Raw genomic sequence first — 23755 nt, 5'->3', positions numbered from 1 at the left:
CTATTTCGTCCGAGATCCCAGATCGCAGCGTTCGACCCATTGGCGCGAACGCTGGCAATCGCACGATTACCATTTGCGAACCGTCCTTATGTCTGACTAATAGGTTGCAAGGGAGAGTTTCATGCGACTGATTCAGGCTGTGGGCGATGACGGGACACGGGGCGTGATCGCCGTGTCGAACGGTGGGGCAAACTGGCTGACCGGCACATCGTCGGTGTACGCGCTGGCCAGCGATGCCATTGCGGCGGGCCGTTCGCTCGCCGATCTGGCCAGTCAGCGGATGGGCGCGGACGCGGACCTGGATCGGCTTTCGGCGGACGGACGGCTGCTCGCTCCGATCGACCATGCCGATCCCGCGCATTGCCACCTGACCGGCACCGGCCTCACCCATCTCGGCTCGGCAGAGGGGCGCGACAAGATGCACAAGGCGGCGGCGAGCGGCGACCTGACCGATTCGATGCGCATGTTCCTGATGGGCGTGGATGGCGGAAAGCCGGCGGCGGGCGATGTCGGCGTTCAGCCGGAATGGTTCTACAAGGGCGATGGCGATTCCATCGTGCCGACGGGCCAGCCCATCCCCTCCCCCGCATTCGCGCTGGATGGCGGTGAGGAGCCGGAGATTGCCGGCATCTATCTGATCGGCCCGGACGGCACGCCGCATCGGCTGGGCTTTTGCCTTGCGAACGAGTTTTCGGATCATGTGACGGAGCGGGGCAATTACCTGTGGCTCGCCCATTCCAAGCTGCGGCACGCAGCGCTTGGGGCGGAGTTACTGACCGGCCCATTGCCCGCCGATGTTCGGGGCAGCAGCCGCATCGTCCGCCACGGACAAACTGTCTGGGAAAAACCGTTCCTGTCGGGAGAGGCGAACATGTCCCATTCGATCGCCAATCTGGAACATCACCACTTCAAATATGCGCAGTTCCGGCGGCCCGGCGATGTCCATGTCCATTTTTTCGGCACGGCCACGCTCAGCTTTTCCGATGGCTTTGCCGTCCAGCCCGGCGATCAGTTCGAGATCGAGGCGGCGCCGTTCACGCTGCCCCTTCGCAACACGATGACCGTTGCGGATGCCGTGAGCGTAACCGTCAGCGCGCTGTAACGATAAACAGGGAGAGCTTGCATGAAATGGACAACCCGCATCGCGTTGGCGGGGGTTGCCAGCCTGGCAATCGCCGCACCGGCTCAGGCTCAGCGAATGGCGGAAGCCGTGCTGACCATCGATATGGCCAAACAGGGGCCACGCATCGAACCGGCCATTCAGGGCCAGTTTGCCGAGCATTTGGGGCGCAGCGTCTATGAAGGGATCTGGGTTGGGGAAAACAGCCCCATCCCCAACACCCACGGATATCGCAACGACGTCCTTGCCGCGCTGAAGGCACTGAAAGTTCCCGTCGTGCGCTGGCCAGGCGGCTGTTTCGCCGACGAATATGACTGGAAGGACGGGATCGGGCCGCGCGACAAGCGGCCAAAGCGGATCAACACCCATTGGGGCTGGGTCACCGAAGACAATAGTTTCGGCACCCACGAATTTCTGAACTTTGCCGAGATGATCGGGTCCGAAGCCTATGTCGCCGGCAACATGGGGTCGATGCCGCCGATCGAGATGGCCCGGTGGATGGAATATATGACCGGCAGCGTGCCCTCGACGCTGGTCGAGCAGCGCAAGGCCAATGGCCGGGACAAGCCGTGGAAGGTCAAGTATTTCGGCATCGGCAACGAAAGCTGGGGCTGTGGCGGCAGCATGACCGGCGAACAGTCCGCCGTGCTCCACCGCCGGTATCAGACTTTCGTCAAGTCACCGCCCGGCGTTGAACCGACGATCGAAGTCGCAACCGGCGCGAACGGCGATGATGAAAAGTTCACCGAGGCGCTGATGCGCGACGCGACGAACGAGGTTCAGGCGCTGAGCATCCATTATTACACCCTGCCCACCGGCAACTGGACCAAAAAGGGTCAGGCGACGGGGTTCCCGGAAAGCGAATGGGCATCGACGCTGCGCAACGCGATGCACATGGACGATATTTTGACCCGGCATACCGCCATCATGGACAAACATGATCCGAAGGGTCGCGTGGCGCTGTACCCCGATGAATGGGGCACATGGTACGATCCGGAACCCGGCACCAATCCGGGCTTTCTGTATCAGCAGAACTCACTGCGCGACGTCCACGTCGCGGCGCTCACGCTCAACATCTTTCACCGGCACACGCGCCGCGTAAAGCTGGCCGCGATCGCGCAGATGGTGAACGTGCTTCAGGCAATGATCCTGACGGACAAGGAGAAGATGCTCCTGACCCCGACCTATCATGCCTTTGACCTGTACAAGCCGTTCCAGGGCGCGACGCCGATCGAGGCAAAGGTGGATGGTCCCCGCTATGTGCTGGGCAGCATCGATCTGCCGATGGTGGACAGTTCGGTGGCGCGCGGCACGGATGGCAAGCTCTATGTCTCGCTGGTCAACCTTGACCCGAACCGCCCGGTAAAGGTTCGCACCGCCCTGACCGGCCGGGCGACGGGCCGCATCCTGACCGCACCGGCGATGGACACCCACAATACGTTCGACAAGCCGGACACGCTGAAGCCCGCGCCCTACTCGGGCAAGACGGAAGGCGGCAAGCTGGTGTTCGAATTGCCGGCAAAGGCGGTTGCGGTCGTCGCCGTCGAATGATCGCCGGTCCTGCCCGGGCGGGAAACCGTCCGGGCAGGCCGATCCAGTGCAGAACCGATCAGTGGTTGTGACGCGGCACGCCGATCGTCTGGGCCAGCTTCTGATAATCGACGGCCGACTCCAGCACCGCGCCCGTCTCCATCTGACCGACAAGGGCGCGCTGAATCTGTTGCCAGGGCGTCTGATGCGGCGGATATTGGTATCCGCCCGCTGCATCGAATGCCGCCCGACGCTCGGCCAGTTCCTCCGCAGAAATCAGCATATCGGCGGTGCCCCGGCCGATATCGACCCGCACCCGGTCGCCGGTACGCAGCAGGGCAAGGCCCCCGCCCGCCGCCGCCTCGGGCGATGCGTTCAGGATCGACGGGCTGCCGCTGGTCCCCGACTGGCGACCATCGCCGATGCACGGCAGCGCCTGAATGCCGCGCTTGATCAGGTCAGCCGGCGGCCGCATGTTCACCACCTCTGCCGCGCCCGGGTAGCCGATCGGCCCGGTGCCCCGAATGACGAGCAGCGTTTCCTCCGTAATGCCCAGCGACGGATCGTCGATGCGGTGGTGGTAATCCTCCGGCCCGTCGAACACGACTACCGGCCCCTCGAACGCGTCGGGATCGTCCGGATTGGACAGGTACCGCTTGCGGAAATCGTCGGAGATCACCGACAGCTTCATGATCGCGCTGTCGAACAGGTTGCCGCGCAGCACGACGAACCCGCCCTTGGGATTGAGCGCCTGATCCATCGTCCGGATGACGCGATCGTCTTCGATCACGGCTTCCCGGCAATTCTCGCCCATCGACTTGCCATTGGCGGTCAGCGCATCCGTTTCGATCAGGCCATGCCGCATCAGTTCGCCAATGACCGCCGGAACGCCCCCGGCCCGGTAATAATCCTCGCCCAGAAATTCGCCCGCCGGTTGCAGGTTGACCAGCAGCGGCACGTCGCGCCCCTCGCTCTGCCATTCGTCGATGCCCAGTTCGACGCCGATATGCCGGGCGATGGCATTGATATGAATGGGCGCATTGGTCGATCCGCCGATGGCCGAATTGACGCGGATGGCGTTCAGGAACGCGGCCTTGGTCAGGATGTCGGACGGCTTGCGATCGGCGTGCACCATCTCGACGATCTGGATGCCGGTGCGATAGGCACATTCCTGCCGGTCACGATAGGGCGCGGGGATCGCCGCCGCACCGGGCAGGGTCATGCCCAGCGCCTCTGCCAGCGAGTTCATCGTCGTGGCGGTGCCCATGGTGTTGCACCAGCCGGTCGAGGGAGCGGAGCTGGCAACCAGCTTGATAAAGCCCGTGCGGTCGATCTCGCCAGCCGCCAGCATCTGCCGCGCCTTCCACACGATGGTGCCCGATCCCGTCCGTTCGCCCTTGTGCCAGCCGTTCAGCATCGGGCCGACGGGCAGGGCGATGGCCGGGATGTTCACCGTCGCGGCCGCCATCAGCAGCGCGGGCGTCGTCTTGTCGCAGCCGGTGGTCAGCACCACGCCGTCGATGGGATAGCCGAACAGCACCTCGACCAGCCCGAGATAGGCCAGATTGCGGTCCAAGCCCGCCGTGGGCCGCTTGCCGGTTTCCTGAATGGGATGGACAGGAAATTCGATCACGATCCCGCCTGCCTCACGCACCCCTTCCCGCACCCGTTCGGCCAGGACGAGGTGGTGGCGGTTACACGGCGACAGGTCGCTGCCCGTCTGGGCGATGCCGATGATCGGACGGCCGGACTGAAGCTCTTCCAGCGACAGCCCGAAATTCATGTACCGCTCGAGATACAGCGCGGTCATGTCGACATTGTCGGGATCGTCGAACCATGCGCGTGAACGCAGCCGTCGCGGCCCCGCTGCTGGTGTATCCGTCATGTCGTCTCCGCTCTTTTTGGTTGGGTCAGCCCATAAATCAGACAAAATGGTTGATGCAATCCAAAAGATGATGGGGCGATGCCATGACGGCTCAGGCGGCGAGGTGATCCAGCACCGATCCGACATCGCGATCGGACTGGTACAGGCCAAATCCGATGCGCAGCACGTCACCGCGAACGTCGGTAATCACATCCCGTTCGGCCAGACCGGCCTGGATCCGGGCGGCATTGGCCGTGCGAAGGGCAAGGAACCGGGCCGACGCGCCAGCCGACGGCGGATTGAGCAATTCGGCATCGGCCAGCACAGTCCGGTCCCGCCCGGTCAGAAACGCATCGCGCAACCCCGCCGCATGGGCGGAAATCGCCGCGGTATCGAGCGCCGCGTCCCTCAGCATGTCGCGCACCGCCACAAACCGGTAAATGCCCGACGGATCGAACGTCGCCCCCATGAACCGCCGCGCATCCGGGGCATAGCCGATACTGCCCGGCGGCAGGCTGAGATCCTCGAACTCCGCATACCATCCCGTCAGCACCGGGCGCGCGCCAAAGCCGTGGGGGGCGTGCATCAGGGCCACACCCTCGCCCGACATCGCATATTTGTACCCGCCCGACAGGTAGAACAGGCGGTCGGCCACGCCGGACAGATCGGTCGGCATCGCCATGAAGCCATGATACCCGTCGATCACCACCCATGGCCCGTCCGGGTCAGCAATGTCGGCCAGCCTTTCCCACCCGGGCACCACGAAACCGGTGCCGAACATCACCTGGCTGACCCAGATGAGATCGAACGGTTCGGCGCGGGCGCGGGCGATCAGCCGATCGATCAGATCGGGGCCGACGGGTTCGCGGTGCAGCGTGACATCGCCCGATTCCGCCCAGCGTGCCGCCTGGCGGCGAAAGCTGTGAAATTCCCCTTCAGTCGTCAGGATGCGCAGCGGCCGAGCCGGCAACGCCGAGCGGATGCGGATCAGGAAATCATGCGTGTTGCCGGCAAACATCACCGTAGACGGGTCGGGCAAGTGCAATTCATCCGCCACATGGCGCTGCGCGGCGGGCCACAGCTCGTCCATCACCCTGCCCCATTTGCGATCGGCCAACCGTGCAGCGTCCTGCCAACAGGCAAGCTGTCCCACATAACTGGCATCCGGCCACAGATGATGACTGTGCGCGGCGAAATGCAGCCGGTCCGGGGCGGCCGCGATGCTGCGCTGGAACAGTCGTTTGTAATCGGTCACAGGCCGGTCCTCAGCGTCCAGAGTTCGGGAAAGGCACGTTTGGTCAGCGTGGATTCCAGATAGGGGACCCCCGCCGTGCCGCCCGTCCCGCGCTTGCCGCCGATCACCCGGCTGACGGTCATCACATGCTTGTGCCGCCAGCTTGCCATGGCATCGTCGACATCGACCAGCTTTTCCGCGAGCTGATAGAGATTCCAGTACCGTTCCGGATCCCGATAGACCGCGGCCCAGCCTGCCTCGACCAGCGGATCGGGGCGATAGGCCGCCGACCAGTCGGCACGGGGTGGCGGCATGTCGAACCCGGCCCGGCCCAGCGCGGCATTGGCCGCATCCCACACGCTGGGCCGGATCGCCGCCTCTGCCGTCATCGGGCCATGCCGAACGCCGTCGCGGATGCCCAGCATGACTTCCACCGTGCGGAACTGATCCGACTGAAACCCGGAACTGCCGCCCAGGACGTGCCGGAACCGGGAATAATCGCTGGGCGTCATGGTCGCCAGCACATCCCAGCTCAGCGTCATCACGGCCTGAATGCGCGAGATGCGGGCCAGCGACTTATACGCCTGGGTCAACTGGTCCTGATCGATCAACGGAATGGCGGCGGTCAGTTCGGCAATGATCTGCTTCAGCCACAATTCCTTGGTCTGATGGATGATGACGAACAACAGCTCGTCATGCCGGTCGGACAGCGGATGCTGGGCCGACAGGATGGCATCAAGGGCGAGATAGCGCCCATAGGTCATGGGTTCTTCGATCATGCCCCAGTTTAGCCGGTGCGCCGCACGGGGGAAACCGGCAAGCCGCCGGATCAGCGCGGCGGGGGAAAGTCCGGCACGCCGGGCGGCAGGCTGGCCCCGCGCCAGCGCGCCACGGCGCGGACGACGGGCGTTTGTTCCGGCCCGTCACGCCGGCGTTTCAGCAGGGTCGCGCCCTGTTGCATCGTATCCCCGATCCGGACGCGCGTGCGCACCCAGAAGGTCGAGGAATTGAGGCCGACGCCCGTTGGCAGCGATGCGCCGGCGGCCGCTACATCGTCGACCGACAACTGGTCGTCCCGTTCGCGAAGGGCAATCATCCGCGCAGCAATGTCGGGATTGTTCAGCAGCACGCTCAGCAATTCCGGGGACACTGCATTGGCGTTGATCGTCGTCCGGCCGGGCAGCGCCGTCACCATCGCCTCCAGCCGGGTCAGCGTCGCCGGGTCGATCTGCGCCTGTCGCAACGGGCGGACATCGGTGATGGGGCCGTATGTGCGGACCAGCCCGATCGCTTGCACGATCTGATCCTCGGTCAGGCCCGCTGCCTTGCCGATATCCTGAAACCGGATCGTTTCGATCACATCGCCGGACATCAGGTTGTTGAGGTTGAAGCGCCCCTCCGCATCGGCGACCGCCAGATCGAACGTCCCGCCGTCGATCGATACGCCGGTTTCGGCAATCGCCGCCCAGGGTTCGCCGCGATGATCGACGTCCGGCCCCGCCGCCAGATCGCGTTGCAGCGCCGAAATCGCCGACCCCTCCCCGCCGCGCACCACGGCCATTGCCCGCGCCGCCTCGCTCACCCGAAGTGCCCGGTCCAGCGCCAGTTCCTCACGGTTGATCATCAGCAGGACCAGTCCGGACGCGATCGCCACGAACATCAGGACGTTGACCAGGATCATGCCCTGTTCGGCGGGGGGCGGCGATGATGGCGTCATGGCTGCCTCGTCTCGGTCACTGGCGGCCGTTCCGGCAGCTCGACCAGCCGGCGCAGGCTTCCCTGAGGGCCGGAACCGGGGGCCAGTGTCATCACCACCTCCACCGCCCGCGGCCAGGGCGGCGCCTGTCCCGCCTCGACCGGCCAGCGGTCGGTCCATCCCTCGCCCAGATAGCGAAAGCGGACGGCGGTAACCCCGCGCAGCAGCATCTGCGGCTGCGGCCCCGCCATCCGCATCAGGACGCCATCGGTCAGCGAATAGCGGATCGGCAGCGCCGGGCCGCCCATGCCGGGCGCGCTGCGCACAAAGGACAGGGCGTCGGCCGTGCCGTTCACATCCCCATTGGCCACCGCATCCAGATCGCCGTCGATCACCAGCATTGCCCGTTGCAGATCGGACAACCGGTCCAGCCGGACCTCGGTCCGTGCCTGAACACCCAGAATGCCGTCCACCATCGCCAGCCCGGCGACCGCAATCAGTGCGAACAGGCCAAGAGAAATCATCAGCTCGATCAGGGTAAATCCATGTTCGGACGGCCGCGGGGCGATCATGTTCCCTGGCTCACCGCCGCCTTGTCATAGCCATCGCCCGTGCCGACCAGGATCGCGAACTGGCGCGCGCAGCTGCCATCGGTACGGAACCGGACCGGACCGGTGATGCAATCGAACCCGGTGGGATCGAACAACGCGCTGGCACCGATCGGGCCAGTCGCCCGCAGGCGAAGGGCGATGGTCGTGGCGTCATAGGTCAGCGCGGCCAGCGCGCCGGGATTGCCGCCATTGCGTGCCTCATAGGCGCTGGCAAAGCCGCTGAACGTTTCCGGGTCGATGCTAGCCAGCCATGCACCCTTCAGCGCGGCCAGTGCCTCTGGCCGGTAATCCAGCCCCTGCATCGTGGTCAGCAATTGCACGCCGCTTGCCTGTAACTGGCGGGCAGCGGCCAGCGCCCGGTCATCGCTGCTGGGCAGCAACACCGCATCGGGCATTTCCCCCGCGGCGGGCAGCGGCTGGCCGGCCATGACGTCGATGGCGCTCAATTCGATGCCCAGTTCGGCACGCAGCGCAGTGGCCGACGCCGCCGATGCCACGGACCATGCGCCGCCATCGCCGATCACCAGCACCCGGCGAACGCCGCGCTGGCGGGCATAGCGTAGCACCGCGCTGGTCAACTGGCCCGGCGTGATCCCGAATATCTGTGTCCCCGCAGCCCGGCAGGCCGGATCGTTGGTCAGCGCGATCATCGGCACGCGCCCCGCATTGGCGGCTCCGGCTGCGCCCGTCTCTGCCGCGGTCAGCGGGCCGATCAGCATGGCTACGCCGCGCCGGATGGCGGCCGTTGTCTGCTCACTCGCGCCCTTGCCCGTGCTGCCGGTATCCAGCGTGATCAGCGCAGCGGCATCCGCCTGCTGATTGATTTGGGCGAGCATCGCCGCCTGCTTCATGCTAGTGCCCAGTGCGGCATTTTCGCCGGTCAGTGGCAGCAACAGGGCGATGGGGCGCTTGTCCCCCTTTGCCTTTGCCTTTTGGGCCAACAGGGGATCGACCAGCCATGGCAGTGACGACAGCATCAGTCCCGATGACAGGTGCAGCAACTGACGGCGATTCACGCTCGACTCCTTCCGCACCGCGCATGGTGGCGCGGCGCACCCTTATCCGGTTCGCCCTTTGGGGAACAGCCTGCTACGTCGTTGCCATGGTCGCGACGGTGCCGGCCAGCGTTGTCCTGAAAAACCGGCCGTGGCGCACCGGCATCGCGGGCACGATCTGGAACGGCGAAGTGGGCATTGCCGGGGGCACCCGCGCGGCATGGCATTGGGCGCCGCTGCGGTCGCTGGCCAATCTGGGCTTTGCGGCGGACTGGCGGGCAAGCGGGACCGACACCGATCTGGGCGGTCGGGCGCTGCTCTCGGCTGGCGGATGGACGGTCGATCAGGTCAGCGGCACGGCACGGTTCGGCCTGATCGCGGCGGCGATGCAGGCCCTGCCCTTTCAGTGTGACATGGTCATACGCATCGATTGGGACCGGTTGTCCACGGGCGGTTCGGCGGCGGCCAGCGGCCTGATCGTCACTGAACCTGGCCAGTGCTGGGCCAAGGCGACACCGGGCGCGAGCACGGCCGTCCCGGCGCTGCGCATCACGGCCGAACAGGTCGGCGGGCAAAGCGTGATCCTCGTTGCCCCGCAGGCGCAGCAGCGCCGCACGCTGATCGAGGCGAAGCTCGCCGGGGATGGCCGCCTGGCCATCACCATGACGCCCGATGGCGCCGCCGACCTCCCCTTTCTGGGCATTCCTGCCGGGGTGACGATCCAGAAGCAATTATAGCGCGACCAGATTGTTCAGGTTGATGATCGGCAACAGGATGGCAAGCACCATCAGCAGCACCAGCCCGCCCATCACCAGCAGCACCAGCGGCTCGACCAGCGACACCAGCGTCGCGGTCAGCGCATCCAGTTCGCGGTCCAGTTCATCCGCCGCCCGCCCAAGGGCCGGGCCAAGCTTGCCGCTGGTTTCGCCCGATGCGACGATCGCGATTAGCATGGACGGAAAGACCCCGGCCTCCTGCATCGCGGCGCGCAGGCTGGCCCCCTCGCGCACCCGCGCCGCGACGCCCAGCGCGGCCTGACGGACGTACAGATTGGGCGTGACTGCGGCCGCCGCCTGCAGCGCCTCCAACAGCGGGACCGCGCTTTCCACCAGCGTCGCCAGTGACCCGGCAAAGCGGGCGGCGTTGAACTGCCGGCTGAACCGGGCAAAGGGCGGCCGCCGGTTGAACGCCCGGTGCACGCGCAGCCGGTTTTCCGGCACCCGCGCCCATCGCGCATAGCCCAGCGCTACGACAGCCGCGCCAATCAGCAGATACAGGCCATATCCCTGCAGAAACGCACTGATCGCAATCAGCGCGCGGGTCAGGAACGGCAGTTCGGCCCCGCGACTGACGAACACCCGCACAATGTCGGGCACGACATAGACCATCAGCAGCACCATCATGCCGAACGACACGGCGGCGAGCAGTGCGGGATAGAGCAGCGCGAGCTGGATCTTCTGGCCATTGGCATGGCGGCGTTCGACGAATTCGGCCAAATGGGCCAGCACCTGCGACAGCGTGCCCGACTGTTCGCCCGCCGCAACCGATGCGCGGTAGAATTCGGGAAAGACGCGCGGATGCCGCCCCAGCGCGCTGGCAAAGCCCCGTCCGTCCAGGATCGCGGCCCGCACATCGAGCAGCACGGCGCTCGCCGCCGGCGCCTCGGACTGCTGAGCGACCAGCCGCACGGCTTCTTCCACCGGGATGTCCGATCCGACCAGCGTCGCGATCTGGCGCGTCATGGTGGCCAGCTGGCGCGCGGAAACCCCGCGCCGGCGCAGCGACGGCAGCCGGAACCCGGTTCCGGTCCTGCCACCCCGGTCCGCCGCCAGATCGACGGCCAGCGGCAACAGGCCCTGATCGCGCAGCTGGGCGCGGGCGGCGGCGGGGCTGGATGCCTCCACCACCCCCTTTCGGGTTGCTCCCGCCCGGTCAGCCGCGCGATAGGCAAAGGCAGGCATGGATCAGGCCTCGTCCCGCACCACGCGGGCGACTTCCTCGACGGTGGTCAGGCCGTCGCGTACCTTGCGCGCCCCATCCTCCAACAGGCTGGGGCCATATTTACGGGCCACCCGCTCCAGCTGCGCCTCCGACGCGCCTTCATGCACCAGCGCCTGGAACTGATCGTCAACAGCAATGACTTCGTACAGGCCGGCGCGGCCCCGATAGCCCTCGCCATGACAGGCCGGGCAGCCGACCGGCCGCCAGACCTTCTTCCCCGCCTTCAGCATCCCGCCGAGCAGGGCGGCATCGGCGTCCGTCGCCCGGTCTTCCTGCCGGCAATCCGGGCACAGCCGCCGCACCAGCCGCTGCGCGACCAGCCCGACGAGCATCGGGGCCAACAGATAGCGTTCCACGCCCATGTCGATCAACCGGGTGACAGAACCGATCGCCGAATTGGTGTGCAGCGTGGACAGCACGAAATGCCCCGTCATCGCGGATCGCACTGCAACGCTGGCGGTTTCCTGATCCCGGATTTCGCCGACCATGATGACATCGGGGTCCTGACGCAGGATCGCGCGCAGGCCGCGGGCAAAGGTCAGGTCCGTGCGCGGGTTCACCTGCGTCTGGCCGATGCCGGGCAATTCATATTCGATGGGATCTTCCACCGTCATGATGTTGCGCTTGCGGTCGTTCAGGCGGTTGAGCGCGGAATAGAGCGTCGTCGTCTTGCCCGATCCGGTCGGGCCGGTCACCAGCACCATGCCATTGGGCTTTTCCAGCAGCCGCTCGAACACCGCCCGGTCCCGCTCGCTCATCCCCAGCGCCGCCATGTCGAGCCGCAAATTGCCCTTTTCCAGCAATCGCATGACCACCCGTTCGCCATGCTGGGTTGGAATGGTGGACACACGCGCATCGACATCGTGCCCGCCGATGCGCAGCGTGACGCGGCCGTCCTGCGGCACCCGCTTTTCGGCGATGTCGAGCCGCGCCATCACCTTGATCCGGCTGACCAGCAGGGGTGCGAGCGCGCGCTGCGGCTCCACCACGTCGCGCAGCACGCCGTCGATGCGGAACCGGACGAACAGCCGCTTTTCCTGCGTTTCGACATGAACGTCGGACGCGCCTTCCTTTACCGCTTCCAGCAGGATGGCGTTGATCAGACGGATGACCGGGGAATCGTCGCGCGTATCCAGCAGGTCGTCGACCGCCGCCACGCTGTCGGCCAGGGCAGCCAGGTCCATGCCGTCCATGTCCAGATCGGCGGCGGTTGCCGCGCTTCCCTCGCCGAACGTCGCACTCAGCGCGGCGTCGAACGCCGGATCGTCCAGTGGCTGCATGGCGACGCCCGGCGCAATCCGCTGCGCCTCGATCAGCGCGTCCAACGGTGCACTGGCCCGGTACAGGCATTCCGCGCCCTGTTCGCCCATGCGCAGGATCACCCCGTTGCGCCGGGCAAAGCCATAGGGGATCATGGCGGACCCCACCCGGCGGGGCGGAATGGCGGGGGCGGCGGCCATGTCGTTCATCGTGCCAGCTCCACCGTTCCGCTGACCCGGCCGGGGGCATTGCCCCGCACCAGATCGGCGCGCGCGACGGCAAGGCCCGCACCGCGCGTCACCTGTCCCAGCTGTCCGACCACCAACGCGTAATCCGCATCGGTCAGCGTCAGGAGATATCCGTTGTCCTGCACCGTCAATGCCGCGCCCATTTGACCCGCCGCCTGCTGGACAAGCTGGTCCGGCGAACCGGCGGGCGCCGCCTGCGCTGCATCCAGCCGCCCGGCCGCCAGGATGCGGGCATTCAATGTTTCATGCAGGCGGATATCGGCCAGCGCCTCTGCCCGCGCTGCCTGAAGCGGGCGCACGACCAGAAAGACCAGCGCGATCAGCGCCAACATAAGGACCAGCGCCGAAATCATACGCCGCTCACGGATGGAAAGGCGGTCCCACCATCGGTCGAATGCCGCAAGGCCGCGGTCCAGCGTCGGCATCTGCCGGGCGATCACCTGTCGCATCACGCCCCCGCCGTCACAGTGACGACGCCGGAGGCATCGCCGGTCGCCGTCCCGGGTACACCCGCACCGGCCAGCGCCGACTGGAGCCGCCCGGCCAGCGCCGCATCGCCATCGATCGTCAGGATCATCCGGTCCCCATCGAACCGCACCGACCGCACGGTTCCGGCGGGCACCAGCGGCTGAATAACCCCCGCCACACGGGTCAAACGCGGCAGGAACCGGTCGGTCGCCCCGCCCATTCCAGCGGCGGGCAGCATCGCCGTCACCCGATCCGCCAGATCACCGTCCATCGGCGTGCCGGGCGCGAACTGCTGAACCAGCGCGCGCGTGTCATTGGCACGCCGATCCGCAATCACGCCGGTCATCGCCATATCGGCCGCGGCAATGCCGACATGGGCAGCGATCCCCAGCCCCACGATCCAGGCCAGCCGCCGGAGCAGCGGATCGCCGGACGATTGGCGCTGCCACGCCCCCTGACGCAGGTCGAGCGCGGGCACGGCCAGGCTGGCCGCAGCGTCGAACGGCTGCACCGGCGTCGCCACCGCTGCCAGTTCCGGCAGCAATCCGTCACCATCGGCCAGCAGGGCAGGCCGCCCGGCCGCCTGCCACGCGGCGGGCAGCGCCGCCAGCGGCATGGCAAAACCGCCGCCGATGCCATCGCGCACCAATGCGCGGCTGCCGTCGATCCCGACGACCCATTGCCGGTCCGGCGGCTCGGGCAAGGCAAGCGCGTCGGGGACCATCGGCGCATGGCCAAGCCCGGCCGCCTCGGCGCGTGCCACCCAATCGGCCATCACCGCCGTCCGGACGATTCCCACCCGGTACAGATCGGGCCCGACAGAGGGGCCGAGGGCGAGGTGAACCGCGTCCAGCGGGTCCGCAATCCGGTCCTCCACGGCATAGGGCAACGCCTCCAACCGCTTTGCCGCGGACTTGAGCGGCAGTTCGACGGCAAGGACCCGGACCGATTCGGTCGGCACCAGCAGCGTTGCAGGGCCATCGCAAACGGCTATGATCGCGCCATCGGCAGCCAGCCGCCACACGCCATCCGCACGCTTTTGCGTCGGTCCGGAGGCCGGAGTGGAAGTCAGAGGGTCAGCGGCCATGGCTGTAACATTGCTTTCACGGATCGAACGCATGGAGCGGGGATGCACATAGTTTTGAAACAGTTCCATGACAGCGTGGCAAAGCGGCGCATCGCCCGCAAGCCGAACCGGCAACCGGCACCCGGCGAAACCGGCCTGACGCTGGTTGAAATGATCGTGGTGCTGGCGATCATCGCGCTGGTCGCGGCGCTGATCGTGCCCAATGTCATCGGTCGTCCGGATCAGGCGCGGGTGACGACCGCCACGACCGATATCGCCAGCATATCCGGCGCCCTGAAACTGTACCGGCTGGATAATGGCGGATACCCCACTTCGGCCCAGGGGCTGAAGGCGCTGGTCGAACGGCCAAGCGCGCCGCCGCTGGCGACCAATTATCCTGAAGGGGGTTACCTGTCGCAGACGCCGGTCGATCCGTGGGGCAATCCCTATGTCTATCAGGCGGATGGCAGCGGATATGAGCTGAAATCGCTGGGCCGCGACGGCAAGCCGGGTGGCGAGGGGCTGGACGCGGACATCGGCGGCAAGCGCAACTGATCGGATGACCGGGGGGACATCCTTTTGCGCCAGCGCCGAAACCAGCGCCCAACCGGGCAACCGGCCATCGCCGGGCGAAACGGGCATGACGCTGATCGAAATGCTGATCGTGCTGGCCATCATCGCGGTGGCAGCGGGGGCCGTGACGTTCGGCATCGGCGCGGCCAGCCGAACGCCCAATGTGGAGACGGAGGCACGGCGGCTGGCCGGGCGCATTCAGGCGGCGTCTGACGACGCGATGCTGGGCGACCGGATCGTCGCGCTGACCATCCGCGACGACGGCTATGCGTTTTCGACGCTGGAGGGGGCGGCGTGGAAAGAGCGGACCGACGACGCGCTTGCCTTTCACCGCGTGCCGGGCGGCATGGCGATCGAACTGGACACCGCGCCGCCCATCGTCCTCAACGGCAGCACCATGGGCAAGCCGGTGACGGCCATCGTCACCAGCGGGGATCAGCGGTGGCGGATCGTCTATGACGGCCTGATCGCCGTGGCATTGCCCGACAATGCGGCCCCGGCAACATGACCATTGGCCCGCAGCAACAGGGATTTTCCCTGATCGAGGCGCTGGTCGCGCTGGCCGTGCTGGCCATTGCCACGGTCGGCATGGTGCGGACGGTGGAAACCCATATCGATTCGACCCGGGCGATGGAGCGCCGGTCGGCAGCGATGTGGGTGGCGGAAAACCGGCTGGCCGAACTGTCGCTGGGCGTGGCGCCCGCCGGCGATGCGCCGGTCGAGCTGCTGGGGCAGCAATGGACCGTCGACGCCACCCGCACGCCGACCAGCGATCCTGCACTGGACAAGGTGCGGATCGCAGTTTCCCCCGCGGGTGAGCGCGGATCGCTTGCATCGCTGGACGGCTTCGTCATGAAGGCTGCGCCATGACGCTTTTTCCGCCCCTATCCGACGCGCGCAAACGGACCCTGCTCGACATCCTGACGGCTGCCGTGATCCTGTCGGTCGCTGTCGCGCTGGCCGGGCTGACCTGGCGCATCGCGGGCCATGCCGCAACCGGCGCGATCACAGTCCCCGGCGGCGGTCCCCGCCCCGCCACCCCGGCGGTGGACATTGCCCCTGCCCTGGCGCTGGCTCCGTTCGGTCAGGCGAACCCAGCCGACGCAGCACAGCCGACGCAGATCGCAGCCACGCTGAAGGGCGTATTTTTTGCCCGCCCGGAATCGATGTCCCGCGTCATCATTCAGGTCGGCGAGGAAAAGCCCCGCGAATATGCCGTGGGTCAGTCGATTGCGGGGGCGCAGATCACGGCGATCCTGCGCGACCGGGCGATCCTGAACAATGGCGGCCGGGCCGAGTATCTGGCCCTGCCCGATCCCTTTGCGCCGTCGCCCGGTTCGGCGGCCCCCGCCGCTTCCGCTCCGCCGCCCGCCGGTCAATCGCCCATGGGCACCCCGTCACCGGCAGCGACCGCCGGTGCGCCCGATGCCGCGCGCGTGCAGGCGATCCTGTCGAAACTGCAGGCCAGCCCGGTGCAGGGCGGCTATGCCGTCGGGGCGCCCGGCCTGCCCGGCCTGAAGCCCGGCGACGTGATCCGCAGCATCAATCGCCGCCCCCTGGGCGATGCCGGTGCCGCCCGCGAAGCCATGGCGTCCGCCCTGCAGCGGGGCAGCGCCGATGTCGAAATCCAGCGTGACGGGCAGACCGTTACCGTCACCGTCCCCCTTCAATAGAGTGTTGCCAGTGCGCCATCCGATCCGAACCCTGCTGCTTGCCACGGCGATGACGGCATTCACGGTCCAGCCGATCCTGGCCCAATCGGCCGAGACGGCGGATGTCGTCGTCAATATGCGCGATGTGGACATCACCACCGTCGCCGATCAGGTATCGCGGATCACGGGCCGCACGCTGATCCTTGACCCGCAGGTCAAGGGCAATGTGACGGTCACCTCCGCCAGTCCCCTGTCGCCGGCAGGGGTGTGGGACCTGTTTCTGTCCGTGCTGCGCGCCAACGGCTTTGCGGCGGTCCGCTCTGGCCGGGGCTGGCGCGTGGTGCCCGCCGCCAACGCCGTGCGCGACGGCGGCGTGCCCACCCGTTCTGCCAGCGGGGAGCAGCTGGTGACCCGCATGGTCCGCCTGTCCAACGTGCCGGCGGCAGAGGCAGCGCGCATCGTCCGACCGTTGATCGCCGTGTTCGGATCGGTCGAACCGCTGGACAGCCCCAATGCGATCGTCGTCACGGACTATGCCGACAATGTCCGCCGGGTGGAACAGATCGTGCGGTCGCTGGACGGCGGCGGCGGCCAGACCTTTGCCGCGATCCCGCTGCGCAACTCCAGCGCGGAGGCGGTGGCCGAATCCATCCAGCGCGTGATGGGCGAGGGTCAGGGCGCTGGCACCACCCGTGTCGCCGCCGATGCGCGCAGCAACACCGTCATCGTGCGGGGCACGCCATCGGCAGTGGACGAGGCGCGCCGGATGGTGGTCGCGCTGGACGCACCGGGCGGGGCCACGCCGCAGACCCGCGTGTTCCGCCTGAATTATGCCGACGCCGAATCCGTGACCGAAGTGCTGCGCGGCACGCTGGGGATCGAGGCGGGCGCGACCAATCCCGTGGCCCGCAGCCTTCAGTCGCGCAGCCGTGCCGGTGCCAGCAGCACTAGCCCGTCCGCCGCTGTCGCCGGCCTGATCGCCGCCAACCAACAGGCTCAGGCCAGTGGCGGCTCTGGCCAGTCGGGAACGCCGCTGCAGCTGCCATCGGAAACGACCGGCGGCCGCGCGGAGACGCCGCAGGGCTTTTCGACGCCGGACATCACCGTCCAGCCTGCGCCGGAAATCAACGCCCTGGTCGTGCGCGCCACCCCGACGATGATCGCATCCATCGAAACCGTGATCCGCGAACTGGATGTCCGCCGGCCACAGGTGATGATCGAGGCCGCGATTGCCGAGATCACGGGCGACGATGCAGAGGCGCTGGGCGTGCAGCTTGGCACCAGTGCCGCCGTCCTCAATCAGGTGGAGGGCGCGGGCACATCGTTCAACACCGCCGGGCCATCGCTTGGCCAGATCCTCAGCGCGCTGGACGTGCCGGCGGCCGCCCTGTTCGGGTCACTGGGCGGGTTTAATGGCAATGTGTCGATCGGTGACACGTTTTCCATCCTTGTGCAGGCGCTGGGCCAATCGACCCGCGCGAATCTGCTGTCGAAACCGCAGGTGACCGTTCTGGACAACAGCCCGGCGGAGTTCATCGCCGGGCAGGAAGTGCCCTTCATTACCGGATCGATCCTGACCGGCAACGGCACCGCCAACCCGTTCACGACCATCGAACGCAAGGATGTCGGCATCACGCTGCGCGTCCTGCCCCGCGTCAATGCGGGTGAAACGGTGCGGCTTGAAATCGTGCAGGAGGCATCGTCCCTGCCCAGCGGCATTCCGGCGTCGGCCGCCGATCTCATCACCAATCGGCGTCAGATTTCGACGACGGTGCTGGCCGATGATGGCGAGGTGATCGTGCTGGGCGGACTGATCACCGACGACCGGTCGGAAACGCGGCAGAAAGTGCCGGTGCTGGGCGACATTCCGGTACTGGGCGAATTGTTCCGCAGCCGCCGGGAGACGCAGCAGAAACGGACGCTGTTCATCTTTCTGAAGCCGACGATCATCCGCGACACTGCCGATGCGGCCGCGCTGACCCGCGAAAAGATGGACCGGTTGCGGCAGGAAGAGGAACGGCTCGGCAAGTACAAAAGCCTGCTGATCGACCGCCCCCCGCCCCGCCTGTCGCTGGAACTGGACGGGATCTACTGATCGGTCAGGGGTTCGGCTGATCCCGGCACCGGCACGCGTGCCTGCCGGTTGCCGCGACGGAATGCGGCGGCATCGGCGGACAGTGCCTCCAGACGCCAGCCATCGACACTGTCGCCAAGGCCAAGCGTCCGGGTGGTGCCATCGCCCAGCCGCACGATGGCCACCGCGTCGCTGCCGATCCGGCCAAAGATGCCGACCAGGTCCGGTCCGTCCATCGCCGGTCCGGCATCGGCCGCAGGGGCGCCGAACAGGGCCCGGCCATAGATGACGGACAAGTCGGGCACGGCCGGCGGGTCGATCGGCTCCACCCGCGCGGCATCGGCAACGGGCGCGTCGCCATCGGCCATGGCAAGCACCAACGGCGGCACGATCAGGCCGGCCGTCACCGCGACCAGAACGGGCAGATGCCGCCTCATGGCCGCCATGGCGCCACCAGCACGCCGCTGAACCGGACAGCACCGCCCGGTGCCGCTTCCATCCGCCACCGGGCAAATCGCATCACCGGGCGCTGGCGTTCGACATGATCGACCAGTGCGATGACGCCCGCCTCCGGCCCTGAAAGCTCCACGATCACCGCCGCCAGCCGTGGCGTGCCGCGTGCGGGCACAACACGTTCGATCAACAGGCCGCCCGCACGACCCCGCCCGATCACTGCCCCGGCCATTGCCCGGCGGGCGGCCATGGCATCGCCCGCCCGCATCATGGCGTCATCGCGCAGCAACGGGACGGGTTTCCGCGCCCGCTGGCCCGCTGTCGCCGCCGCCGCACGGGCCGTGCGGGCATCGCCCAGATCGAACCATGCGTCCATCGCCGGCCAGGCAAGCAGGGCAGCGCCCGTCAACGCCACCGCCGCGATGGTCAGTTCCCGGCGGATCATGGCGCGCGCCCCGACAACGTGACCCGAATGGCGCCATCCTCCCGCCGTTCCGCCCGCGTCCGCAATGCCTCGGTACGGGGCGACGTCCGCAATGCCGCCCTCAGCCGTGCGGGGTCCAGCGACATGATCTCGATGGTCAGCCCCCCGTCCGCAGCCATCGCTGCCGACACGATCCGATCATCGGCGGGCAGCACCCGTGCGAGCTGTTCGACCATCGCGGCCACCCCCGGGCGCGCGATCAGTGCCGCCATGGTGCGATGCTCGGCCCGCTCAACGGCACGGGACAGCATTGCCGGGCGACTGGCCCTGTCGGCTGCCTGCCGATCGGCAATCGCATATTGCTCAAGCAACCGCGCCCCGCCCCAAATGGCGAGCGGGATCCACAGGATCAGGATCGCCAGCGGCAACAGCCATGGACCGGCCAGGAAACCCGCCCGCCGGTCCCCCGCCGCCCGCCTGCCCCGTTTCAGTCTATCGGCAACCCGCGCCAGCAGGGACGCGCCCTGTGGCGACTGGGCAGCATCGGCTTGGTCCGTACGGTCAATCACCCCTGCGCCCCTATCCATCCGCACTCAGAACGCAAGCCGCCGATGGCGCGATTTGCCGTCCGTCATATTCCTGACTTCGAATTGTCTCCGCTCTGTCCGCGAACGCTCATCAGCGTGTCGCATCCGCAACCCAAACCACGGCGGAGCGGCGCTGCCGCCCGACCAGTTGATTCGCTTCATTGGGGGACACGCTTCATGGAATCCTTTGCCCTGCCTGCCGTCAGCTATTCCGACGGTGAAATCGACACCAATCCGTCCGCCACGCCGACGCTGAACTCGCTGATCGAACAACGCTATTCGCGTCGCACAACCCTGCGCGGCGGCGTCAATGCCGCGGCCATCGCCGTGTTCGGCGGCGGTTTGCTGGCCGGCTGTGATGAGGATGCGACGAACGGCGAACCGGCCCTGTCGGTCGTTGCGGGCTCAAGCGGCGCGACGTCCGGCGGCCGCGTGGTCACGCTGAACGGCACCGCAACGGGTGCTCAGGTCACGGCGCAAAGCTTTACCCAGACCAGCGGACCTGCCGTCACGCTGAGCGGCGCCAATTCCGGCGCGACGACTTTTATCGCGCCCGCCGTGGCCAGCGCCACGACGCTGGGCTTTCGCTACACCGCCACCAACGGCACCGGCCTGATCTCTCAGGCCGATACCACGGTGACGATCAACCCGCCTGCCCTGGGCTTCACCCCCGTTCCAAAGAACCGCAACGACATCGTCACCGTCCCGGCCGGTTATACGGTCAACGTGCTTTACCGCATGGGTGACCCGCTGGCGGCCAATGTCCCGGCCTATCGCAACGATGGCACGGACACCAATTTCGCCCAGCGCGCGGGCGATCACGGCGATGCGCTATATTATTACGGCCTGTCGGCCAGCGGCGCGCGCGATGACATGAGCAGCACGCGCGGCCTGCTGGTGATGAACCATGAAAACATCACCGAACAGTATCTGCACGCCAACGGCCCGACTGCGCCCGGCGGCATCCGCCCCGAAGGCGAAGTGACGATCGAGATCGACCTGCACGGCGTCAGCATTGTCGAGGTGTCGCGCGCGGCATCCGGCGCATGGTCCTATGTCCAGAACAGCCCGTTCAACCGCCGGGTCACGCCCAACACGCCAATGGCCATCAATGGTCCGGCGCGTGGCAGCGCGCTGCTGCGCACCGCATTTTCGCCGACCGGCGTTGCCGGGCGCGGCACGATCAACAACTGCGCCAACGGCGTCACCCCCTGGGGCACCAACCTGACGTGCGAGGAAAACTGGGCCGGCTATTTCCGTCGTCCGTCCAGCGACAATGCCCTGCGCTCGGCCAAGGAAGTGGTCGCGCTCGCCCGCTATGGCGTGGGCAGCTCGACCGGCAACTACAGCTGGTCGACGGTGGTTCCGGCCGATCCTGCCAACACCATTTTCCGCAAATGGGACGCACGCGTTACCGGATCGGACGCAACGCAGGATTACCGCAACGAACCGAACCAGTATGGCTGGGTGGTCGAAATCGACCCCTATGACCCCGCATCGACCCCGCGCAAGCGCACGGCGCTGGGCCGGATGAACCATGAGGGCGCGTGGCCGGGCAACTTTGTCGCCGGGGTGCGCCCTGCCTGGTACATGGGCTGCGACGCGCAGAACGAATATGTGTACAAATTCGTCTCGACAACGCCCTGGGCAGCCGCGGACGCACAGTCGGCAACCCGCCTTGCGATCGGCGACAAGTATCTGGATGCCGGGACGCTGTATGTCGCCCGTTTCAATGCCGATGGCACGGGCGAGTGGCTGCCGCTGGTGTTCGGTCAGGGGAACGTCACCTCGACCAATGCGGCCTATGCCTTTGCCGATCAGGCGGATGTGCTGGTCCATGCCCGGCTTGCCGCCGATGCGCAGGGCGCGACCCCGATGGATCGCCCGGAATGGACGGCCGTGAACCCGGTGACCGGCGAAATGTATCTGACGCTGACCAACAACGCCAACCGGCGGGTGCCCGGCGACACCGTCTCGGCCAGCCAGCGCGTGGTCGATGCGGCCAACCCACGCGTCTATACCGACGCGCCCAGCACGGCGCGGGGCAACCGCAACGGGCATATCCTGCGCCTGCGCGAACAGGGCGACACGACCGAGGCGCTACGCTTCACCTGGGACATCTATGCCTTTGGCGCGGGGTCGGACCTGGATGCCACCAACGTCAACCTGTCCGGCCTGACCGCAGACAATGATTTTTCCAGCCCCGACGGCCTATGGTTCGGCCGCCCCACCAACGCATCGGGTCAGGTGACGCCGCTGTTGTGGGTTCAGACGGATGACGGTGCCTTTACCGATGTGACCAACAACCAGATGCTGGTCGGGATGCCCGGCCGGGTTGGCGATGGCGGTACGCGCACGGTGACAAACACCAACGCCAGCGGCGTCACCTCGACCGTCGTGACCCGTATCGGTGCCGCCCCCGGCACTCAGCTGCGCCGCTTTCTGGTGGGTCCGGTCGGGTGCGAGATCACCGGCGTCGACTCGACGCCCGATGGCCGCACGCTGTTCGTCAACATCCAGCACCCAGGCGAGGGCGGGACGCTTGCGAACATCACCAGCAACTGGCCGGCCAGTCAGACCGGCCCCGCGGTCGGATCGCGGCCGCGCTCCGCCACGGTCGTTATCACCAAGAATGATGGCGGGGTCGTCGGCCTGTAACCGTTGACACATCTGGGGGAGGCCGCGCGCTTCCCCCCGATTTTCTGTTGGTTACCGGCTGCTGGTGACGCGTCCGTCGCCATTGGCGGAAATGCGGATCAGGTGCCCGCCGCCATCGGTGCAGCGGACACGCCATGCCCCCGGCCCAACCTCAGTCGCCTTTACCGATCCCACAACGCCCTGACATTCGCGCCGGGCATCGCGGATCGCCCGGATGAACACGATATTCTGCTGTTCCTGCGGCAGCTTTTCGACCTCGGCGATGTAATTCAGGCCGGAGCTGTTTTCAGCCGTCGGCGTTGGCTCTGCTGCAGGTTCGGACCCGCCCGAGCAGGCAGCGGGAAGCGCGGCCAGCAGCGTTACCGGAATCAAGATCTGACGCATCAGCTACCATCCCCAATGTCAGTGTTCGGCTTTGCGGAAAACAGTCGCAGGAACAGTTGCGTTCCACGATTGACCCGCGCTTTCAATTGTTCTTCCGTCTGATGCTGGGTCACCTGGAACCGCAGTTCGATGTCCAGAAATCCCTTCCACATCGCCAACAGCGTTTCGGCGGCAAACATCGGGTCTTCGACCTTCAGCATCCCGCGTTGATCCGCCTCGACAATCATGTTGCCCAGCGCCATCCGGCATTGCGCCGGTCCTGCATCGAAAAACCGCCGCGCAAGATCGGGCATCTGCGTCAGTTCTGGTGCCAGCACGCGGTCGAGCGTCACATGATCCGGGTGAAACAGGAACGACAGCAGCAACAGGCCAAAGCTGTTCAGGCGATCAATCAGCTGATCGCCGGTTTCCACCGGGCCGACAAAGCCCGCGGCCATCCGTTCCGTTTCGGCCTTGATGACGGATTCGAACAACGTCTCCTTGTCACTGAATTGCTTGTAGATCGTGACTTTCGACACACCGGCCCGTTGGGCGATGTCTTCGATGGTTGCCGCGTTGAAGCCGCGTTCGAAAAACGCCTCGCGGGCGGCGCCGATGATGGCGTCATGCTTTGCCGGATCGCGCGGCCGCCCCACGGCATTTCGACCCGTGTGAAGGTCGTTAGCGGCACTTGAAGCAGCGATGCATCGATCGATCAAGGTTGTTCCAAAAACTAAACGTTGACGTTCACCAATACTGTCTACGCCAGATCCCCGATTGCGCAAGCGGATCGAGCGGCAATGTCAATGGCCCGCCGTACGGGCCCGAGGTCAGATCGACCTCCATTACCTTACGTATGCAGCATGGCGAGCGGATCA

24 protein-coding genes are annotated in these 23755 nt (G+C 66.8%); 9 read left to right on the top strand and 15 right to left on the bottom strand.

What is annotated here, in order from left to right:
* The first annotated feature begins 121 nt into the window (after positions 1-121).
* On the top strand, positions 122-1102 hold the full coding sequence (araD1, locus tag ACNI3Q_RS02480; RefSeq protein WP_426273854.1) for an AraD1 family protein: 981 nt from the start codon (positions 122-124) through the stop codon (positions 1100-1102).
* Positions 1103-1123: 21 nt separating this feature from the next.
* Positions 1124-2671, top strand: coding sequence for an alpha-N-arabinofuranosidase (locus tag ACNI3Q_RS02475; RefSeq protein ID WP_426273853.1), 1548 nt, complete (start codon positions 1124-1126; stop codon positions 2669-2671).
* A gap of 58 nt (positions 2672-2729) precedes the next feature.
* On the opposite strand, the gene ACNI3Q_RS02470 is transcribed toward ACNI3Q_RS02475, so the two are convergent.
* From ACNI3Q_RS02470 to ACNI3Q_RS02445, 6 genes are all read right to left on the bottom strand, one after another.
* A complete protein-coding gene (locus tag ACNI3Q_RS02470) occupies positions 2730-4535 on the bottom strand; it encodes an IlvD/Edd family dehydratase (RefSeq protein ID WP_426273852.1) in 1806 nt (601 codons plus the stop codon).
* 91 nt (positions 4536-4626) lie between these two features.
* A complete protein-coding gene (locus tag ACNI3Q_RS02465) occupies positions 4627-5769 on the bottom strand; it encodes an aminotransferase class V-fold PLP-dependent enzyme (protein ID WP_426273851.1) in 1143 nt (380 codons plus the stop codon).
* Positions 5766-6524 carry a tryptophan 2,3-dioxygenase gene (locus tag ACNI3Q_RS02460; protein WP_426274181.1) on the bottom strand — a complete coding sequence of 253 codons (759 nt, stop codon included), beginning with the start codon at positions 6522-6524 and terminating at the stop codon, positions 5766-5768. Before ACNI3Q_RS02460 ends, ACNI3Q_RS02465 begins: the two co-directional genes overlap by 4 nt.
* 53 nt (positions 6525-6577) lie before the next feature.
* Positions 6578-7465 (bottom strand): type II secretion system minor pseudopilin, encoded by an 888-nt coding sequence (locus ACNI3Q_RS02455; RefSeq protein WP_426273850.1) that lies wholly within the window; start codon positions 7463-7465, stop codon positions 6578-6580.
* Positions 7462-8016: a type II secretion system protein GspJ gene (locus ACNI3Q_RS02450; protein WP_426273849.1), complete on the bottom strand. Its 555-nt coding sequence runs from the start codon at positions 8014-8016 to the stop codon at positions 7462-7464. Before ACNI3Q_RS02450 ends, ACNI3Q_RS02455 begins: the two co-directional genes overlap by 4 nt.
* A complete protein-coding gene (locus ACNI3Q_RS02445) occupies positions 8013-9071 on the bottom strand; it encodes an ABC transporter substrate-binding protein (RefSeq protein WP_426273848.1) in 1059 nt (352 codons plus the stop codon). The genes ACNI3Q_RS02450 and ACNI3Q_RS02445 overlap by 4 nt, the downstream gene beginning before the upstream one ends.
* 86 nt (positions 9072-9157) lie before the next feature.
* Here ACNI3Q_RS02445 and ACNI3Q_RS02440 point away from each other — a divergent pair, with 86 nt between their 5' ends.
* Positions 9158-9787, top strand: coding sequence for a hypothetical protein (locus ACNI3Q_RS02440; protein ID WP_426273847.1), 630 nt, complete (start codon positions 9158-9160; stop codon positions 9785-9787).
* Here the strand turns inward: ACNI3Q_RS02440 and gspF are convergent.
* Genes gspF through gspL form a run of 4 tightly spaced genes read right to left on the bottom strand, consistent with a single transcriptional unit; the run spans position 9782 to position 14114 of the window.
* Positions 9782-11011 carry a type II secretion system inner membrane protein GspF gene (gspF, locus tag ACNI3Q_RS02435; RefSeq protein ID WP_426273846.1) on the bottom strand — a complete coding sequence of 410 codons (1230 nt, stop codon included), beginning with the start codon at positions 11009-11011 and terminating at the stop codon, positions 9782-9784. The genes ACNI3Q_RS02440 and gspF overlap by 6 nt on opposite strands.
* Before the next feature lie 3 nt (positions 11012-11014).
* Complete coding sequence (gene gspE, locus ACNI3Q_RS02430) at positions 11015-12520, bottom strand: type II secretion system ATPase GspE (RefSeq protein WP_426273845.1); 1506 nt, start codon at positions 12518-12520, stop codon at positions 11015-11017.
* A complete protein-coding gene (gene gspM / locus ACNI3Q_RS02425) occupies positions 12517-13008 on the bottom strand; it encodes a type II secretion system protein GspM (RefSeq protein ID WP_426273844.1) in 492 nt (163 codons plus the stop codon). The genes gspE and gspM overlap by 4 nt, the downstream gene beginning before the upstream one ends.
* A complete protein-coding gene (gene gspL / locus ACNI3Q_RS02420) occupies positions 13008-14114 on the bottom strand; it encodes a type II secretion system protein GspL (protein ID WP_426273843.1) in 1107 nt (368 codons plus the stop codon). The genes gspM and gspL overlap by 1 nt, the downstream gene beginning before the upstream one ends.
* Before the next feature lie 42 nt (positions 14115-14156).
* Here gspL and gspG point away from each other — a divergent pair, with 42 nt between their 5' ends.
* Genes gspG through gspD form a run of 5 tightly spaced genes read left to right on the top strand, consistent with a single transcriptional unit; the run spans position 14157 to position 18413 of the window.
* Positions 14157-14648 carry a type II secretion system major pseudopilin GspG gene (gene gspG / locus ACNI3Q_RS02415; RefSeq protein ID WP_260019375.1) on the top strand — a complete coding sequence of 164 codons (492 nt, stop codon included), beginning with the start codon at positions 14157-14159 and terminating at the stop codon, positions 14646-14648.
* A gap of 4 nt (positions 14649-14652) precedes the next feature.
* Entirely contained in the window at positions 14653-15174 is a 522-nt protein-coding gene (locus ACNI3Q_RS02410) for a prepilin-type N-terminal cleavage/methylation domain-containing protein (RefSeq protein WP_426273842.1), read from the top strand.
* Positions 15171-15536 (top strand): type II secretion system minor pseudopilin GspI, encoded by a 366-nt coding sequence (gene gspI, locus ACNI3Q_RS02405; RefSeq protein ID WP_426273841.1) that lies wholly within the window; start codon positions 15171-15173, stop codon positions 15534-15536. The genes ACNI3Q_RS02410 and gspI overlap by 4 nt, the downstream gene beginning before the upstream one ends.
* Positions 15533-16339: a type II secretion system protein N gene (locus ACNI3Q_RS02400; protein ID WP_426273840.1), complete on the top strand. Its 807-nt coding sequence runs from the start codon at positions 15533-15535 to the stop codon at positions 16337-16339. Before gspI ends, ACNI3Q_RS02400 begins: the two co-directional genes overlap by 4 nt.
* 10 nt (positions 16340-16349) lie before the next feature.
* On the top strand, positions 16350-18413 hold the full coding sequence (gene gspD / locus ACNI3Q_RS02395) for a type II secretion system secretin GspD (protein ID WP_426273839.1): 2064 nt from the start codon (positions 16350-16352) through the stop codon (positions 18411-18413).
* Here gspD and ACNI3Q_RS02390 read toward each other — a convergent pair.
* The 3 genes from ACNI3Q_RS02390 to ACNI3Q_RS02380 are packed head-to-tail and all read right to left on the bottom strand — an operon-like array spanning position 18407 to position 19838.
* Positions 18407-18838, bottom strand: a complete 432-nt coding sequence (locus tag ACNI3Q_RS02390; RefSeq protein WP_426273838.1) for a hypothetical protein — start codon at positions 18836-18838, stop codon at positions 18407-18409. The genes gspD and ACNI3Q_RS02390 overlap by 7 nt on opposite strands.
* Positions 18826-19290, bottom strand: coding sequence for a hypothetical protein (locus ACNI3Q_RS02385; RefSeq protein WP_426273837.1), 465 nt, complete (start codon positions 19288-19290; stop codon positions 18826-18828). Before ACNI3Q_RS02385 ends, ACNI3Q_RS02390 begins: the two co-directional genes overlap by 13 nt.
* A complete protein-coding gene (locus ACNI3Q_RS02380) occupies positions 19287-19838 on the bottom strand; it encodes a hypothetical protein (protein WP_426273836.1) in 552 nt (183 codons plus the stop codon). The genes ACNI3Q_RS02385 and ACNI3Q_RS02380 overlap by 4 nt, the downstream gene beginning before the upstream one ends.
* 195 nt (positions 19839-20033) lie before the next feature.
* Between ACNI3Q_RS02380 and ACNI3Q_RS02375 the strand changes: the two genes are divergently transcribed.
* Positions 20034-22514 (top strand): PhoX family protein, encoded by a 2481-nt coding sequence (locus ACNI3Q_RS02375; protein WP_426273835.1) that lies wholly within the window; start codon positions 20034-20036, stop codon positions 22512-22514.
* 51 nt (positions 22515-22565) lie between these two features.
* On the opposite strand, the gene ACNI3Q_RS02370 is transcribed toward ACNI3Q_RS02375, so the two are convergent.
* Entirely contained in the window at positions 22566-22898 is a 333-nt protein-coding gene (locus tag ACNI3Q_RS02370) for a hypothetical protein (RefSeq protein ID WP_426273834.1), read from the bottom strand.
* Positions 22898-23662: a TetR/AcrR family transcriptional regulator gene (locus tag ACNI3Q_RS02365; protein ID WP_426273833.1), complete on the bottom strand. Its 765-nt coding sequence runs from the start codon at positions 23660-23662 to the stop codon at positions 22898-22900. The genes ACNI3Q_RS02370 and ACNI3Q_RS02365 overlap by 1 nt, the downstream gene beginning before the upstream one ends.
* Positions 23663-23755: the final 93 nt, after the last annotated feature.

Source organism: Sphingomonas eleionomae, assembly GCF_049889035.1.
Lineage (GTDB): Bacteria > Pseudomonadota > Alphaproteobacteria > Sphingomonadales > Sphingomonadaceae > Sphingomonas.
This window is presented reverse-complemented; position numbering and strand designations above follow the sequence as displayed.